A 16,917-nucleotide genomic window follows, 5' to 3' on the forward strand; every position below is an offset into this window, starting at 1 on the left:
CGGCTTTGCCCCCCCTGATGCCGCACGACGCACCCCCTTGTCCTGAAGCCGAGCCGTGCGCCCGGCTGCGGGAGGCTCGTGAGGCGCTGCGTGCGCGCGACGACTTCCTCTCCACGGCCGCGCACGAGCTGCGCTCGCCGCTGAACGCCCTGGGCCTGCAGCTGACCTTGCTGGAGCGCCTCGCGGTGGCGGGCGATCCGCGCCTGCTCGACGAGATCGAACGCGCCCGCCGCAACGTGAGCCGCTACGTCCGCCGGGCCACCATGCTGCTCGACGTGAGCCGCATCAACAGCGGACAGGTGCAAGTGCATCGCCTGCCGCTGAAAGTGGGTGACGTGGTGAATGCGGTGATGGACACGCACGCCGACGAAGCCCGGTTCCACCACGTCCGGCTCAGCTCCCGCGTCGACGACGATGCCGACCTGGTGGGCTGCTGGGATCCGCAGATGGTCGAGCAGATGGTCTCCAACCTGGTGTCCAACGCCCTGCGCTACGGCGCGGGTTCACCGGTCGTGGTGAGCGCCGGCTTGCAGGCGCCGGACCGGGCGTTCTTTCGCGTGACCGACGGCGGCCCGGGCATTCCCGAAGCCGAGCGAGCCCGCATGTTCCAGCGATTCGAGCGGGCTGTCTCCCAGAGCGGCCATCGCAGCGGCTTCGGCCTGGGCTTGTGGATCGTCGCCCAGCTGGCCGCGGCCCACCACGGGAGCGTGATGGTGGACGAGGCGCCCGGCGGCGGCTGCGCCACCACCATCGTGCTGCCGCTCCAGCCCCCGGAGCACCCTTCCACAGGAGAATCCAAGTGAACAGCTCGTCCGCGCCCGACCAGCGCATGGCGCTCCTGGAGCGCGTTTCCACCGGCCTCGCAGGCCTCGACGAAGTGACGGGCGGCGGCTTCCTGAAGGCTGGCGTCTACATCTTCCAGGGGGCGCCGGGCGCCGGCAAGACCATCCTGGCCAACCACATCGCCTACCGGCACGCCGCGGCCGGCGGGCATGTGGTGTACGTCACCCTCCTGGCCGAATCCCACGCGCGGCTGCTGCAGCACATGGAGTCGTTCGCGTTCTTCGACGCCGAGGCCGTGCCCGAGGGGGTGTACTACGTCAGCGCCTTCAATGCGCTGCGCAACGAGGGACTCCCCGGCGTGCTGAAGCTCCTGCATTCGGAGATGCGCATGCACCGGGCCAGCATGCTGGTGCTGGACGGCCTGGTGATGGCCGCCAGCGCGGCCGACTGCGACGAGGCGCTGAAGCTGTTCGTGAGCGAGATCCAGGCGCACTCCTCGCTCAGCGGCTACACCACGTTGATGCTGACCAGCGACGACGCCGACCACCCCGTGTCGCCCGAGCAGACCATGGTCGACGGCATCCTGCTGCTGCGCGAGCGCGCGCACGGGCCCCGCCGCGAGCGCAACCTCGAAGTGGTGAAGTTCCGCGGCAGCCGCACCTTGCGCGGCAACCACATCTTCCAGATCACGCCCGAAGGCATCGTGGTGTACCCCCGGCTGGAGGCGGCGCGCCGGCAGTCGCCCGGCGCAGTGATGTCCACACACGGGGTGTCCACCGGCGTCGCCGGCATCGATGCGATGCTGGACATCGGCGGCTATGCGCGCAACAGCGTGGTGGTGCTGGCCGGCCCCTCGGGCAGCGGCAAGACCACGCTGGCCCTGCATTTCATGGCGTGCTCCCGGCCCGCTGAAAAAGGCGTCTGGTTCAGCTTCTACGAGTCGCCCGAACTGCTGCGGGGGATCGGGCAGCGGCTGGGCGTCGATCCCGCAGGGGTGCTGTCCTCGAAAGACGTTCGCATCGTCTGGCAGTCCCTGGGGGAAAACCACCTGGACGAGCTGGCCGCTCGGCTGCTGCGCGCCGTGGCCGACAAGGACGCCCGCCGGGTCGTCATCGACGGCATGGGAGCCTTCCTGAGCATGCCGGGGTTCGCCGAGCGCGGCCCCGGCTTCCTGGCCGCGCTCGCCAACGAATTGCGCCTGCTGGGGGCCACCACCGTCATCACCATGGAGGAGCAGCCGGGCGTGCAGTTCGCACCGCCTCCCGTGCAGATCACCACCTTGTCCGCTGTTGCCGACACGATGATCCGCATGCGGCTGGTCGAACAATCGACCCTGCGGCGCTTCTTCTGGCTGGGCAAGTCACGCATGATCCGCGCCGACCTGCGCGTGCGCGAACTGGTGCTGGGCAAGAACGGGCTGGCCGTATCCGACGAGGCGGTGGAACTGCCACGCGGCAGCTGAGACCGGGTGGAGGTACCCGTGAATCCGGTCCGAGTTCTCCTGGTGGATGACGAGCTCTCCAGCGCCGAGGTGCTGGGGCTGATCCTGAGCCGCGAAGGCTATGAGGTGACGATGGCCGCCGACGGCCAGCAGGCGCTCTTGCGCCTGCGCGACACGCGGCCGGACCTGGTCATCACCGACTTCATGATGCCGGTGTTGAACGGCGCCGAACTGGTGAACGCCCTGCGCAAGCTGCCCGAACACGCCCACACCCCCGTCTTGCTGATGAGCGGCGCCCCCGAGGCCGCCCTGCGCGCCTACCAGGTCGACTACCAGGCCTTCATGCGCAAGCCGTTCGAGCTGGACGCGTTCCTGGCGACGGTGGCCCGGCTGGCCGCGCAAGCGCGGCCAGCTTCCTAGGGGTCAGGGGCTGGCGGCCGGGGGACACGCGCGCCGGAAGCACTCCCCGGACCCTGGATCCCTCAGGCCCACTGGCCGGTTTCGACGCGGATCGCCACCTCGCAGTCGTCGAAGATTTCGAGCTTGGCGATCTGCACGCGCACGCCGATGACACCGGGCAGCTGCATCAGGCGATGGGCCAGCTTGCCGATGAGGCTCTCGAGCAGGTTCACGTGCTCGGCGGTGCACTCGTCGATGATGATGGTGCGCACCTTGCGGTAGTCGAGCACGTGCAGGATGTCGTCGTCGTGCGGCAGCAGGGGCTGGGTGCCCAGGTTCAGCTCGGCATCGACTCGGATCGGCTGGGGCGCGTTCCGTTCGTGCGCCAGGATGCCCAGGTTCGCGTCGAAACGCAGCCCGGTGAGGGTGAGGATCTGGGTGCCGGCCTTGGTCATCTACATCAGCGAGAAGTCGCGGTCGAACTTCATGAGGTGCTGGCCGCCGTCGACCAGCAGCGTGGTGCCGGTGAGGGCGGCGTTTTCCAGGGCGAACCGCACCGCCGAGACCACGTCCGCCGGGGTGGACGAGCGGCCCAGGGGCGACAGGCGGTGCAGCTGCTCGAACTTTTCGTCGGACAGCATGTGACTCGTGAGGGTAAGACCCGGGGCCACGCCCACCACCCGCAACACCGGCGCCAGGGCCATGGCCAGCGCCGTGGTGGCGGTCTTCAACGCCGCCTTCGACAAGGTGTAGCTCAGGAAATCGGGGTTGGGGTTCCAGAGCTTCTGGTCCAGCAGGTTGACCACCGCGCCTTGCGCCTGGCGGCCCTGCAGGTGCCGGTGCAACTCACGCGCCAGCAGCACCGGCGCACCGGTATTGGCGGCCAGGTGCGCCTGCAGGCCGGCATAGGTGAAGCTCGCCGCGTCGTCGTGCTCGAACAGCGACGCGTTGTTGACCAAGGCGTCGAGTTGCCCGAAGTGGCCGCAGACCTGCCCGACCAGGGCGGCGGTGGCCGCCTCGTCGGCGAGATCGGCCTGGAAGGCCTCGCAGCGGGCGCCCGGGCAGGCGGAATTGTTGCAATCGGCAACCGTCTGCAGCGCCTCGGCGGCCGAGCCGCGGTAATGCACCGCCACCTGCCAACCCGCCGTCGCCAACCCCAGCGCGATTTCGCGTCCGAGCCGACGCGCGGCGCCGGTGACCAGGACGACAGGGGGCATGCGAGGGTCCACAGAGAAGAGAATCGGCCGGGTGACTTCCGACAAGACCCGCAGTGTAACGAGCGCCCTCCTGGCGCTGCTTCGCGCCACCATCGAACGCTCGGGCGGCTGGCTGCCCTTCGACCGCTTCATGGCCCAGGCGCTCTACGCCCCCGGCCTGGGCTACTACGCCAACGCCTCGCGCAAGTTCGGCCACCTGCCGGCTTCCGGCAGCGACTTCGTGACCGCGCCCGAGATGAGCCCGCTGTTCGGCCAGACGCTGGCCGCGGCGGTGTCCGACGCGCTGGACGCCACCGGCTGCGACGAGGTGTGGGAGTTCGGCGCCGGTTCCGGCGCGCTGGCCGAGCAACTGCTGCAGGCCCTGCCGCGCGTGCGCCGCTACACCATCGTCGAAGTCTCCAGCGTGCTGCGCCAGAGGCAGCGTGAGCGGCTGGCTCCGCACGCCGCCCGCGTCGACTGGGCCGCGCAGTTGCCGGAGCAGATGCGCGGCGTGGTGCTCGGCAACGAGGTGCTGGACGCCATGCCGGTCAAGCTGCTCGCGCGCATGGACTCGGTGTGGCACGAGCGCGGCGTGTGCTGGCAGGGCGAACGGCTGGCCTGGTCGGACCGGCCGACCGAGCTTCGCCCGCCCGTGGAGATCACCGGCTCGCACGACTACCTCACCGAAATTCACCTGCAGGCTGAAGCCTTCGTGCGCACGCTCGCCGACCGGCTGGTGCAGGGTGCGGCCTTCTTCATCGACTACGGGTTCCCTGAGTCCGAGTACTACCACCCGCAGCGCCACATGGGCACGCTGATGTGCCACCAGGCGCATCGGGCCGACACCGATCCGCTGGCCGACGTCGGCGCCAAGGACATCACCGCGCACGTGAACTTCACCGGCCTGGCGCTGGCCGCGCAGGAGGCGGGCCTCGGGGTCTTGGGCTATACCAGCCAGGGGCGCTTCCTGCTGAACTGCGGGCTTCTCGACAAGCTGCAACACGCCGGTGTGCGCGAACGGGCCGATGCCCAGCGCCTGTTCGCCGAGCACGAAATGGGCGAGCTCTTCAAGGTGATCGGCTTGCGCAAGGGCCCGTTCTGGGACGCTGTCGGGTTCGGCTCCGGCGACCGGACTTCTACACTGTGACCCCATGATCCGCTGGCTTCTCGTCGTCTTCCTCGCGCTGATGCTGTTCAGCTGGCTCACCCCGCTGCTGCATCGGCTGGGCCTGGGGCGGCTGCCCGGCGACATGCGCTTCCGGCTCTTCGGACGCGAGTGGTTCATCCCGCTCACCACCACCATCATCCTCAGCCTCATCGCGGCCGGCATCGGTCGCCTGCTGTAACGCCCTCCTCATATGCGAGCCTGCATCGACATCGGCGGAACCAAGGTCTCGGTCAGCCTCAACGACGCCGCCCGCCCGCGCGAGCTGCTGGCCCGGCGGCACGAGCCCACCGCCGTGACGGGCACCCCCGATGCGGTGGCTTTGCAATGCATTCGCATGGTCGACCAGGCCTGTGCCGAACTGGGAGTCGACCCGATCGTGGTGCAACACGCGGCGGTCGCGGCCCCGGGACCTTTCGTGCTCGGCGGCGGCCTCACCGAATTGGCCACTCCCAACATCTGCGGCGGCCTGCCGGGCTCGGGCCGCCAACTGCCCAACGACTGGCGCACCGCTCTGCTCGAGGCCCCGCTCCTGCGCCGCTTCGCGCGGGTGCGGGTCGAGAACGACGCGGTCGCCGCCCTTGAAGCCGAACGGCGTTGGGGTGCGCTTCAGGGCGCGGACCACTGCGCCTACGTGACCTGGAGCACCGGCGTCGGCTGCGGCCTGTGCGTGGGCGGGCGCGTGCTGCGCGGAAAGCACGGCAACGCCGGCCACCTGGGCCACACCTTCGCCACGGACGACTCGACGGCCGTGTGCGGCTGCGGCAACGTGGGCGACATCGAGGCGCTGGCAGCGGGCAACGCCATCGCGCGCCGCTTCGGCATGCCAGCGGCCGAACTGTTCGCCGCAGCGCGACGCGGTGAGGTCCCCGCGCTGTCCATCGTCGATGAGATCAGCCGCGTCGTGGGCCGCGCGCTCTACAACATCACGGCCCTGCTGGACCTGCAGCGCATCAGCCTCGGCGGCGGCGTGTTCCTGCACAACCACGACCTGCTGCTGCCCAGGTTGCAGGCGGAGGTGCGGGGGCGGCTGCCAACGTTGACGCAGGGGTGCGAGTTGGTGGTGGCGGGGCTGGGGGATCGGGTGGGGGATTACGCGGCGGTGGCGTTGTTGGATTGAAGGGCTGCTAGGCGCGCAGCCTTAAGCCATCCACAACCATTGCGTTCCGGAACAGCGGGCGCAGCGAAGTGCCAATTACTTCAACTTGAAAAGGTTCGTTCGTACAGTCGCAGTCTGGCTTCCAGACAGTCCGGTAGCCACGTTAATATTACCCCTCACCATGTATCTGGTGTTCGGCTCGAAGTTAAAGTCATTGATGCGAAATTTGCACATAACAACTCCGGTACCGAGATCCGATCTGGTAGTGTGGCAATAGGAGATTGAGTGGACCCCAGGGCTGAGTGCAATGGCTTGGTACCCGGTAGGTAGCTGTCCTCCTTTTGCGCCGGGCAGGTCCACGTCGTCCACCTGAAATGCGATCAATCGATCCCGAAAAGTGACAAACATTTCCACCCGAGAACCGGATTGGAAATACACCTCGGATGCTCCTTCAGTCGTGGGGTTTCCGGTCAGGTTCAGCAGCCGCGTTTGACCAGGAATGACAGGCTCATCGTAATCAGCACCAAGCGGGTTCGTTGTACTTGCGCACCCGGCAAATACGAGGCCAAACAATCCCCCCATGATCAAGACGTTTATTGATCTCTTATTCATTAATCCTCCTAAAAAATCCATATGGATCTTCCGTAGCACGTATTGGCCTCACTCAAGCATTTCGATCTTCTCAATGTCTGTCCAATCCGGCACGCGATGGAGTGACTTCACATGCGCGTCAAACGTTGTTCCGGCTCGATCAGATACTTCTTGGTCTTCTTGCCATACCGCATCGCACTCAAAACACAGCAGAAAGAAGTGCTGCGGAGCATTGCGCAGCCGGACTCGCCAGACAGCATCTTGCTGACAAAAAGGGCAAAGCTTCATTTTGGGAAAGCAGTGATAAGTTGGGTTGTTCCGTCGCGGACCACGATCTGAACAGAAGTCTGACCTGATGTTCCGATGGAGCGTCCCATATTGACAACCCAAACTCGGTTGCCGTTAGCCTGTAGCGTACCTGGCCCAACTCGGGCAGCCCAAGCTTCGTCGACCAATCCAAGCACCTGATCTCGGCTCACGTTGAAGACAGAGTGGACGGGCTTTGAGGAATTAGGTGCTGCGTGGTCGAGCACGTGCAGCACCCGATTCCCATGAGCCGACCCTGGGCTGTAAACGAGCCCTTCAGGGGACATCCATGCACGCGTAGTCTTGTCGTAGGTAAGCGGAGTCCCTTTTGCGGCAGCAACACCTGGCGCTATAGGGGCTGCCGTTGCACTAGCACCTGCCGACCCTGCGCCCTCCGCCGCGACCTTGTTGCCGACGGCTGCTACGCCCACGCGAACCGCCGTACCCACGTTCAGCGCAGCCTCGGCCCACCCCGCCGCTTCCGGCGACATGCCCAGCCCCTGCAGCCCTTCATTCAGGAAGGTCGCCTCGGGATTGCCAGATACAAGTTGCCTGGCCCCTGCGTACGCCGCGTCAACGCTCATGCCAACCACGGCAGCCGTCGCCACGCAGCCAACGACCGTGGCGCAACTTGCCGGGGCCGTTGCGGCAGCGGCCGCGACAGTTGCGCCACCTAGCACCGCCTGACCCGCACCAATCGCGCGGGTGCCGATCTGGTATGTGTTGTTCAGCTGCTTGCCTGCATCGATGGCGAGATCGCCACGCGTGTAGCCGAACATTCCGGGCTGATCGGCCAGCTGGCTTCGCTCGCCCGCAAAGTCTTCGCGGGAGCCAAGGTCGGCCAGTTGCCGCAGCTGTTGGTAGGTTTCACTGGTCTCGCGGTATTCGGCATAGCAGCGGACGAGCGCGCAGGCCGCAGCAGTTAAACGCGCTTCCTTTTCCGCATCCTTGCCTGCCAGTTGCTTGATGCGGTCCTTTTCGGCTTGATGCAATTGCCGATTGTTCAGATCCACCGCCACACCAGCAGCCGCACCGGGCACGTTTCCACCGCCGGCCAAGCCACCGATCGCAACGGCCAGGCCGCCCGTGACCGCCTGCGCCGCAACACGCGCGCCGCCCTCGGACGCCCCCGAATCGCGCAGCGCGCTTTGGATGTCTTTCTGCAGCCCTTCGAGCAGCGGTGCCGCGTACGCGGTTGCCGCAGCACCCGCCGCACCGGCCGGACCCCCAACAGCTGCACCGAGCGTGGCATGCAGGGCGACGCGGCGAACGCCGCCTTCTGCCCATTCACTGGCTTGTTGCTCCAACTCCTGCTTGCGCTGCGGATCGGTCTCGTTTGCTGCCTGCGCGCGCAGCTTGTCCTCTTGCGCGGTGGCATAGGTGCCGATGGCCTTGGCCCCTTGCTGCCCCGCAACCTGCGTGATGGTGCGCTGCGCGTCGATCTCCTTTTGCACCTGCTGCGCATCGAACACCGGCGCGAGGCCGCTCTCGGCATCTCCCGTGCGCGCGTCCTTGTCGCCGGCGATGCCGCTGATGCCTGCCCTCGTGACGCTGTTCGCACTGCCCGATACAGAGCCGAAGCCGGCGCCGCCGCCGCGCAGGCCCGCGCTGGTTGCCGGCGCGTCTCCCTTGGCTTCCTGCCCCACGGCACCCGACACGCTCCCGCCGACGCTGCTGCCCCTAAAGCTCGCGCTGTTCTGTATGTCCACCAGCTCCGGCGCCTCGCCCTCGAAGCGGTTGCGCCCCTCCTGCACGGCTTTTTCCGAGCTGGTGATGGCCGCGCCGACCATGCGGGTCTTGCCGCCGACCTCCATGTCGAAGCCACCGTCACCCGTGCGGATCGCCGTCTGCTCCTTGACGCTGGCGAATTCGCTGTCGATCTTGCTGCGCGAGGCACTGCCGCTGCCGCCGCCGCCCGCCCCGAAGGTGGCGCTGCCGCCGGCGGTCTGGCTGCGGCTGCTGTACTGGGCGGTGTCCTGCAGGCTTTCCATGTGCAGGTCGCCGGCCACGCGGCCTTTGAACTCAGGCGCCTTGATCACCGCGCCCTTCATGGTGAGGTCGCCGCCGGTGTGCACGTCCACGCCCAGGTCGGACTGCACGTGGGTGTTGGTCCAGGTTTTCTCGCTGCTGTCGCTGTGACCTTTGCCCGCGCTGGCGGCGACGGTGACGCCGAAGCCGGTGCCGCCCGAGCCGACCGTGTAGCCGACGCCGACGCTGGCGCTGGAGCTGCGGTGGCTGGTGTGCTCCTCGCCGCTGTTGCTGGCGGCCAGGAAGTTCACATCGCCCTCGGCGTAGAACCCCGCCCGGCCCTGGCCGGCGCTGATGGTGCTGCCCTGGACGGTGATGCTCGAGTCCTTGCCGGCGCCGGTGGCCTGCAGGCGAACGCCTTTGCCTGCCTCGAAGCTGGAGCCGGCGGCGCGCTGCTCCTGCCGATCGCTTTTGCTTTCGCTGCTGCTGGTGCCGATGCTGAGGCTGACCGTCACGTTGGCGGCGGCGGCCGGGTTCTTGGCGGCCTGGGCCGCGGTGTTGCCCACGGTCAGGGCGGCACTGGCGGCGGCCAGTGCCTGCATGCGGCCGCTCTGGGTGTCGCCGGCGGCCCGCGCCACCTGGTCGAGCGTGCGTGCGGCATCGATCAGCCCGCCGCTGACGCCCACGCTCAGGCCCGATTGGCGGTGTCGCTGCTCCTCGGTGGTGGCGGTGCTTTCCCGGGCCTCCTGCACGAGGATCCGGCGGCCCATGGCATCGACGGCGCCCTGGGGCGTCTGCACGCGGCTGCCGGTGACGGTGAGGTCGCCCGACTGGGCGTGCATGCGCAGGTCGCCTTTCAGGCTGCCGACGGTGCTGCCCGAGGCGCTGGCGTGGCTCTCGGTGTGTGCGCTCTCCTGCTGCTGGGTGCCGACGGAGATGCTGCCGGCAGCGCCCCAGCCCGAGCGGCGGTGCAGCTCGGAGCTTTGGCTGCTGTGGCGGTCGGTGGCGGCGTCGAGGGTGATCTGGCCGCCCAGGAGGGTGACGTCACCCTCGCCCACGACCTGGCTGCCGGTGATGTGCAGGTGGCCCGAGGCGAGCTTGCCGTCGGCGCCCACCTGGCCGGCCTGCAGGTGCACGGTGGCGCCCTCCAGGGAGCTGCCGTGGTTCATGGTCGACTGGCCCTGGCTGCTGCTGGCGTGGCGCTGGCTGGAGAAGGTGGCGCGGCTTTGGCTTTGCCGCTCGTGCAGCTGGCTGTTCTCGGTTTGCAGCGTGGTCGCGTGCAGGTCGCCGCCGGCGGTGGCGGTGAGCGCGCCGCGTTCGGCGGTGAGCTGGGCGCCGGCGAAGGTGGTGTTGCCTTTCGAGTAGGTGGTGAGCGAGCCGCCGGCGCTGAGCTGGCCGCCGGTGAGGGCCTGCTCGCGGGTGGACAGGCGCTCGCGGCCGCCTTCGCTGGCGCCTTGCCGGTCGGTGTCGAGCGTCTCGATGGCCGCGCGCACGTCGAGGGTGTCGGCATCGAGCAGCAGCTTGTCTTGCGCGCGCAGGTTGCTGCCGGTGATCTGCAGCTTGCCGTCGGTGCTCAGGGTGATGTTCTGCCCGGCGAGCTGCGTGCCCTGGTGCTGGCTGGCCTGTTGCCGGTAGTAGCCGCCGTGCGCCAGGGGTACGTCCAGCGCATAGCCGGTGGCCACCGTGTCGACGGTGAGGGCGCCGCCGGCATGGGCGTGGAGGTCCTGCGTGGCCTGCACGGAGGCGCCTTGCAGGTGCAGGTTGTTCTCGGCGTTGAAGCCGAGGTGGGCGCCGGTGATGGTGGCGATGCGGTCGACGTTGGTGGAGCGGCCGGTGCTGGTGCCGTGGGGGCCGGCGACCTGGGTTTCGGTGGTCTGGGTGGTGGTGCGGGCAATGATGTCGCGCGCGTTGAGGCTGACCCGGCTGTTGGCGCCCTGGCCGTGGACGGCGCCGCCGGCGATGTCCAAGGTCTCGTCGGCGTCCAGCTGCACGTTGCGCCCGGCCACGGTGCCGCTGTTCGTGAGGTTGCGCGCCTGCAGGTGGGCCAGGCCGTCGTGGGCGACGAGGGTGCCGCTGTTGGTGAGGTCGCCGGTGGTGCGCAGGTCGATGCGGCTGCCGGCGATGAGGGCGCCGGTGGGGGCGAGGTCGCCGTCGATGGGGCGGCGCAGGTAGACGATGGGGACGAGCGCGGTGGTGGTGCTGCCATCGGGCAGGCGCACTTCGCGCGGCTCGAGCCAGACGATGTCGGTGGTGAGCAGGGCCATCTGCTCGGCCGAGAGGGCGACGCCGGGGGTGAGCTGGTATTGCTGGGCGAAGAGGTGGCCGGCATCGAGCAGGGCCAGGTATTCGGCTTCGGTGTCCTGGTAGCCGGCCAGGAAGCGCCGGCCGGTGAGCGCGAGGATCTGGTCGTCCACCAGGCGCTGCTCGGCGAAGCCGTCGCCGTAGCGCTGCAGTTGCAGGCCGGGGTCTATGGTGAGGCGGTCGGTGCTGGAGAGGTAAGTCTGGCCGCCCAGGAAGTCGGTGTCGGTTTGCACCAGGGGCTGGCTGGGGCCGCGCTCGATGCGGTAGAGGCGGTTGGCCGGGGCGGCGACGGCGAAGCTGGCGCTGGCGGTGGTGTAGCCCTGGGCCTTGGGGGGTGCCGGCGGGGCACGGGGGGCGGCGCGGGAGGCGTGGCCTTGCTGGTGTTGCTGCGCGTGAGGCAAGGCGGTGGCGGCCAGGCTGACGCGGGTTTGCTCGATGGCTTCCTTCAGGCCCTGGCGCAGAGCGGTGGCGAGGACGCTGCCGCGAAGCGGACCATCAGCTGCCGTGGTGTCCGCGCCCTGGCGATCGGCGGCCAGGGCCTGTAGCGGCTGGGCGGCCAGGGCGTTGCGCGGGACGACGGCGGGGGCGGCGCGCGACAGTGCGGGGGCCGAGGGCGCTGCGCTGGCATCGAGCGGCTGGTTGAGCGTGTCGAGCGCGAAGGTGTCGTGCTTTGGCACGGACCAGGGCTGCGGCGTCTGTGTCACGCGCTCGAAGCTTTCTTTCCAGCCACCGTGGTGCTTTTGAGAGCTGAAGGAGCTGCTGCCCAGCTCCAGCGTGTCGCGGGTGCCTTGGGCGGCCAGATTGTTGGGCGCCTCGCCCAGTACCGGGGCGCCAGCCACGATGGAGCTGTCTTCGTTCACGCCGCCAGCCAGGGTGACGGTGCCGGTGGCACGCACCCGGCCGGGCTGGGTGGCGGTGACGACGGTTTCGGTGACCTGGCGTTCGGTCAGGTGGGTCTGGTGCCAGTCGGAGACGTAGCGGCTGTCGAGGTCGGCGTTGAAGGCTGCGATGGCCTCGTCCAGTTTGTAGGCTTGCTGCTGCAGCTGTTCGTGGTACGAGGCCAGGGCTTGCAGGGCTTCGGTGCAGGCGGGGCTGTTGGAGGCCTCGCACTGCGACCCAAGCGGCTGCGGCGCCTGCGGCAGGGTGACCTCAAGCCGCGACCAGATCGGATCCTGCAGGTCGTAGTTCATCGTGCACTGGTAGGACGTCGAGTCGTCGCCGCCGCCCATGTCGCAGTGGAAAGCCGGGCTCAGGTGCATCAACCCCAGCTCGGCGGGGTACTTGCTGCCGGGCAGCACGTAGCGGCCGGCCTCGAAGGGCACGAGCGGGAGCTCGCCGAGCGCGTAACGCTCGTTGCGGGAGCTGGGTTGGATGTAGACCTTGTCGATGCTTTCGGTGCGGGTGCGTTGCTCGGTCACGAGGCCCGCGTTGCGGTTGTTCAGGGGCGCAGTGAAGACGATGTTTCGCTGCGCCTCCAGGCCGGCGCCGATGTTGTCCACGGGCCCGCGCAGGGTGAGGTCGCGGCCGCTGTAGACCAGGGCCTGGCCGGTGTTGCGCAGGCGACCGGTGATGTGCACGTCGCCCACGCGGCTGGCGATGACGGCCCGGGGCTCGTTGTCGACATCGGCGGTGATGGCCACGTCGTGGCCGTAGATGCGGCCGCGGTTGCGCAGCTGCCTAGCCACCAGTTGGGTGGTGCCATTCGTGGCGTTGATCAGGCCCTCGTTGACGAGATCGCCATCGACCTTGACGGTGGTCCGCTTGCCGCTGACCACGCCCTGGGCTTCGTTGGTGAAGGCCTGGGCAGCGATGGTCAGGGCGTTGCCCGCGCTCAGGTGCGCCTGGTTGGTGAGCTGGCCGGTGGTCGTGAAGGTGAAGTCGCCGCCGGCGGCGATGTCGCTGCGCTGGGTGTGGTCGCCTTGCAGGTCGAGGTCGATGTCGCCTTGCGAGGCGATGGTGCCGTGGCCGCTGATGGTGGCGAGCTTGGCGGACAGGGTGTCGGTGGCGTCGAGGCGACCCGCGTCGTTGTGCAGCGAGCGGCCTCGCACACTCAGCTTCGCGGCTGCGAGCTGGCCGCCCGCGTTGTCGATGGCGTCGCCGAGGTGCAAGTCAGCCCGGCCACCGGCGAGCAGGGCGCCTGCCTGGTTGTGCAGGCTGTTGGAGGTCAGGTGGAGGTGGCGCCCGGCGAGCAGGCCAGACTTCAGCTCCTTCGGGGAGTCGCCGCCCGTGCCCCCGCGTGTGCCGGCGTTGTTCACAGTCTGGGCGTCGATGATGTGCAGGTCGCGCCCGGCAAACACCACGCTGTTCGGGCCACTGTTGTCCAGGATGGGCGTGCGCAGGTGCACGTCCTGGTTGCCCAGGATGGCGCCGCCTCGGTTGTCGATGCGGGTGGTGGCCTTGAGTTCGTTGCCGTTCAGGCCCAGCAGCGTGCCCTGGCGGTTGTCGATGTGGGTGGCCGTGGCCTTGAGCGTGCCGCGCGCGCCGATGGCGCCGGTTTCGTTGTCGAGTTCGCCGGCCGTGAGGTCGATGTCCCCCTTGCTGACGATGCCGCGGTGGCTGCCACTTTGCTTGTTGCGCAGCGTCTGGCCCTGGGTGTCGATGCGCACGCCGCCCATGCCGGCTTCGATTACGCCGGCGGTGTTGTCGAGGCCGGGGCCGGTGAGGTCGACCGAGTGGCGGCCGGAGATGACGCCTTCGGTGTTGGTGGTCGCGCCGCGCAGGGTGACGGTGTTGGCTGCGAGCACACCCTCATGGTTGTCGATCGTCTTGGCCGTGGCCGTGAGCGCGCTCTTTGCGCTGACGGTGCCGCCCTGGTTGTGCAGCTCGCCGGCTTTGAGGTCGATGTCGCCGGCGCTGTAGATGCCGGCCTTGTCGCCGCTGTTGGCGTTGCGCAGTTCCTTGCCCTGCGTGTCGATGCGCATGCCACCCGCGCCGGCTTCGATGGTGCCGGCGGTGTTGTCCAGCCCGGGTCCCGTGAGGTCGACTGAGTGGCGCCCGAAGATGATGCCTTCGGTGTTGGTGATCTGACCACGTAGATCGACGGTGTTGCCGGCGAGAACGCCGGTGTGGTTGTCGATCGTCTCGACCGTGGCCGTGAGCGCGCCCTTCGCGCTGACGGTGCCGCCCTGGTTGTGCAGCTCGCCGGCTTTGAGGTCGATGGCGCCTTCGCTGTAGATGCCGGCCTTGTCGCCGCTCTGTGCATTGCGCAGCGTTTGAGCGTCGATGCGCACGCCGCCCGCGCCGGCTTCGATCACGCCGGCCGTGTTGTCCACGTTCGGCCCCTTGAGGTCCACCGACTGTGTGCCGGAGATGACGCCTTCTGTGTTGGTGATGGTGCCGCGCAGGTCGACGGTGTGGGCGGCGAGCACGCCCTGGCGGTTGTCGATGTGCCGGGCATCTGCCACCAGCTGCTCGGTGGCCACGACCTGGCCTTCGACGTTGCTCCACTGGCCGTCGCCCAGCTCGACGCGCACCCGTTGGGCCGCGACCTTGGCGCCTTCGGTGTTCAGCCCGCTGGCCTGCACCTGCAGCTCACCGCCCACCGAGGCGGTGGCGCCGCGCAGGTCGGCCGAGCGCGCCTGCACCGAGAGCTGGCCGCCGGCGAAGAACTCGCCATCCTTGGACAGCAGCTGGCCCGCGGTGTGCAGGTGCATGTCACCCTGCGCCTGAAGCAGGCCGCGTGCGTTGTCGATCTTGTCCGCCGCCTGGACGTGCAGTGATCCATCGCTGATCACCGCACCGCCTGCGTTGTGCAGCTCGCCCACCTGCAGGCTGAGGTTGGTGCGGGAGAAGACCTGGCCGTCGGTGTTGTTCAGGAAGGCCATGGGCGAGAGGTCGGCGCGCGCGGCGCCGATGGTTCCGCCGCTGTTGTTCACGCCGCCCGGCGTGCGCAGCTGCAGGCCACCATCGGTCCACAGCTCGCCGCCGGTGTTGTCCAGCGCCTGGCCACGCAGGTCGAGCGCGGCGGCGTCTTCGCTGCGCGCCAGCAGCTGGCCGCCGCGGTTGTCCAGCTGGCCGCCGCGCGCATCGAGCTGCAGGCGCTGCGCGGACAGGTGCGAGCCGGCGGTGGAGACACCCTCGCCCTCCAGGCGCAAGAGGCCGTCCGATTGCGCCGAGCTGGCGGTGAAGCCCACCGCGCCCTGTGCCGCGATGTCCACCTGCGCGCCCGCGAGCCGGCTGCGCTCGACGTTCGCGGCGCCCTCGCTGCGCAGGACCACGGCTGCCGCCGAGAGCACCTGGCTGTCCGTCATCTGCAGCGACTCGGCCGCGATGCTCACGCCTTGGTTGGCCTGCAGGGTCTGCCCGCTCAGTTGCAGTTGCGCGCCTCCGATGTGCAGCGCGCCAGTGGCGCGCATCTCGCCGCCTTGGCTCGGCGCCGTGTCGATGCGCGAGGCCTGCAACTGCAGGTCGCCTGCCGAGTGGATCAGGCCCGAGTTGCGCAGGCCGCCTGGCAGCGCCAGCACCAGCGGGACGGCCGAGAGCTGCGCGACGACACCGCTGTTGTCCAGCGAGGGCGTGCGCAGTTGCAGCGAGGGCGCGATCAACTCGCCGCTGTTGGCCAGGCCGCCGCCGGCCGTGAGGTGCGCCACGGCACCCGCTTGCGTGTCGCCCGTGAGTTGCACCCGCCCGGGGCTGGACAGGCGCAGGTTGCCCGCCGCCTGCGTGTGGCGCAGCGTGAGCTGGCCATCGGCCGAGAGCACCAGGTCACCCTGCAGCGTGGACAGCCGCCCGGTGCTGTTGACGCCCAGGCCCTTGTCGGTGGCGACCAGGCGGATCTGCCCGGCGTGCATGCCGCCGGCGTCCTTGATGTCCACCGCGAACTGCGGCGCCGCGCCGCTGCCCGGGCGCCCCTGGTGCTGCAGGCTGTCGTAGAGCACCTCGTTGGCGCCGATGAGCGCCTGCAGTTGCGGGGTGAAGACTTCGCCGCGCAGCAGCAGGCCGCGCGCGAGCAGGTCGAGTTGCTGCAGCGCCGTGCCGTCCAGCCCCTGCGGGCCGACTTCGATGGTGCCCTGGCGCACGTCGAGCGCGCGCAGGCTGCCGTCGGGTGCGAAGAGCGGTGTGCCGGTGCCCAGCGTGGCGCGCGAGGTGTGGATGAAGCCGCAACCATCGCAGCTGATGCCGTTGGGGTTGGCGATGACGACGTTGGCCCGGTGGCCGCCGACTTCGATGACGCCGCGCAGGTGGCTGGCGTGGGTGCTGGTGACTTCGTTGAGGATGACCTGCGCCGGCGTGCCACCCAGCAGCGGGTTGGCCCCGACCCGGCCGCCCAGCTGGGTGGGCGTGGCGACCACGCTGTTGTTGAGGATCAGGCCGGGGGGCGCGACGTTGAAGTGCTCGTAGCTGTTGCGGCTGACGCCGCCGCGCGTGGGCGGCGCGATCAGGACCATGGGCACGCCGTTGGTCGCCGAGGTGACCACCGGCCGCTGGCTGGCCGGCGCAGAGGTCGAGGCGGCCAGCTGCGCGTAGGCCGGCGCGGCCGACATCAGGGTCTGGGCGATGAAGAAGGCAGTGAAGAACCGGGCCAGGCGACGCAGGCGGGGCGTGTGCGGATGGACCTGCGAACTCGAGGGCGACGGGCACGCAAGAGCGGGCGCGCGGACAGCGTCGTGACGGATCAAAGGTGGCCTCCCTGGCAAGCCGTGCCGCCTGCGGCCGGAGGAGCCGTCTA

General features: G+C 69.0%; 9 protein-coding genes. 6 read left to right on the plus strand and 3 right to left on the minus strand.

Going from position 1 to position 16,917, the window contains the following annotated elements; translation table 11 throughout:
* Positions 1-5 precede the first annotated feature (5 nt).
* The 3 genes from JI739_RS15110 to JI739_RS15120 are packed head-to-tail and all read left to right on the plus strand — an operon-like array spanning position 6 to position 2,644.
* A complete protein-coding gene (locus JI739_RS15110) occupies positions 6-803 on the plus strand; it encodes a sensor histidine kinase (RefSeq protein ID WP_201684754.1) in 798 nt (265 codons plus the stop codon).
* A complete protein-coding gene (locus tag JI739_RS15115) occupies positions 800-2,245 on the plus strand; it encodes an RAD55 family ATPase (RefSeq protein ID WP_201684755.1) in 1,446 nt (481 codons plus the stop codon). The genes JI739_RS15110 and JI739_RS15115 overlap by 4 nt, the downstream gene beginning before the upstream one ends.
* 18 nt (positions 2,246-2,263) lie before the next feature.
* A complete protein-coding gene (locus JI739_RS15120; protein ID WP_201684756.1) occupies positions 2,264-2,644 on the plus strand; it encodes a response regulator in 381 nt (126 codons plus the stop codon).
* Positions 2,645-2,706: 62 nt separating this feature from the next.
* Here JI739_RS15120 and JI739_RS15125 read toward each other — a convergent pair whose 3' ends face one another.
* Both JI739_RS15125 and JI739_RS15130 read right to left on the minus strand, forming a co-directional pair.
* Positions 2,707-3,078, minus strand: a complete 372-nt coding sequence (locus tag JI739_RS15125; protein WP_201684757.1) for a dihydroneopterin aldolase — start codon at positions 3,076-3,078, stop codon at positions 2,707-2,709.
* A complete protein-coding gene (locus tag JI739_RS15130) occupies positions 3,079-3,840 on the minus strand; it encodes an SDR family oxidoreductase (RefSeq protein ID WP_201684758.1) in 762 nt (253 codons plus the stop codon).
* On the opposite strand from JI739_RS15130, the gene JI739_RS15135 reads away from it, so the two are divergent.
* Genes JI739_RS15135 through JI739_RS15145 form a run of 3 tightly spaced genes read left to right on the plus strand, consistent with a single transcriptional unit; the run spans position 3,839 to position 6,104 of the window.
* Entirely contained in the window at positions 3,839-4,966 is a 1,128-nt protein-coding gene (locus JI739_RS15135; RefSeq protein ID WP_201684759.1) for a class I SAM-dependent methyltransferase, read from the plus strand. The genes JI739_RS15130 and JI739_RS15135 overlap by 2 nt on opposite strands.
* 4 nt (positions 4,967-4,970) lie before the next feature.
* Positions 4,971-5,165: a DUF2905 domain-containing protein gene (locus JI739_RS15140; RefSeq protein WP_201684760.1), complete on the plus strand. Its 195-nt coding sequence runs from the start codon at positions 4,971-4,973 to the stop codon at positions 5,163-5,165.
* A 12-nt stretch (positions 5,166-5,177) separates the two neighbouring features.
* The gene (locus JI739_RS15145) at positions 5,178-6,104 is read left to right on the plus strand and encodes an ROK family protein (RefSeq protein ID WP_201684761.1); all 927 of its coding nucleotides are present in this window, start codon (positions 5,178-5,180) and stop codon (positions 6,102-6,104) included.
* A gap of 854 nt (positions 6,105-6,958) precedes the next feature.
* On the opposite strand, the gene JI739_RS24710 is transcribed toward JI739_RS15145, so the two are convergent.
* Positions 6,959-16,867 carry a two-partner secretion domain-containing protein gene (locus tag JI739_RS24710; protein ID WP_201684762.1) on the minus strand — a complete coding sequence of 3,303 codons (9,909 nt, stop codon included), beginning with the start codon at positions 16,865-16,867 and terminating at the stop codon, positions 6,959-6,961.
* Between the last annotated feature and the right edge of the window lie 50 nt (positions 16,868-16,917).

Source organism: Ramlibacter aurantiacus (genome assembly GCF_016722895.1).
Classification (GTDB): domain Bacteria; phylum Pseudomonadota; class Gammaproteobacteria; order Burkholderiales; family Burkholderiaceae_C; genus Ramlibacter; species Ramlibacter aurantiacus.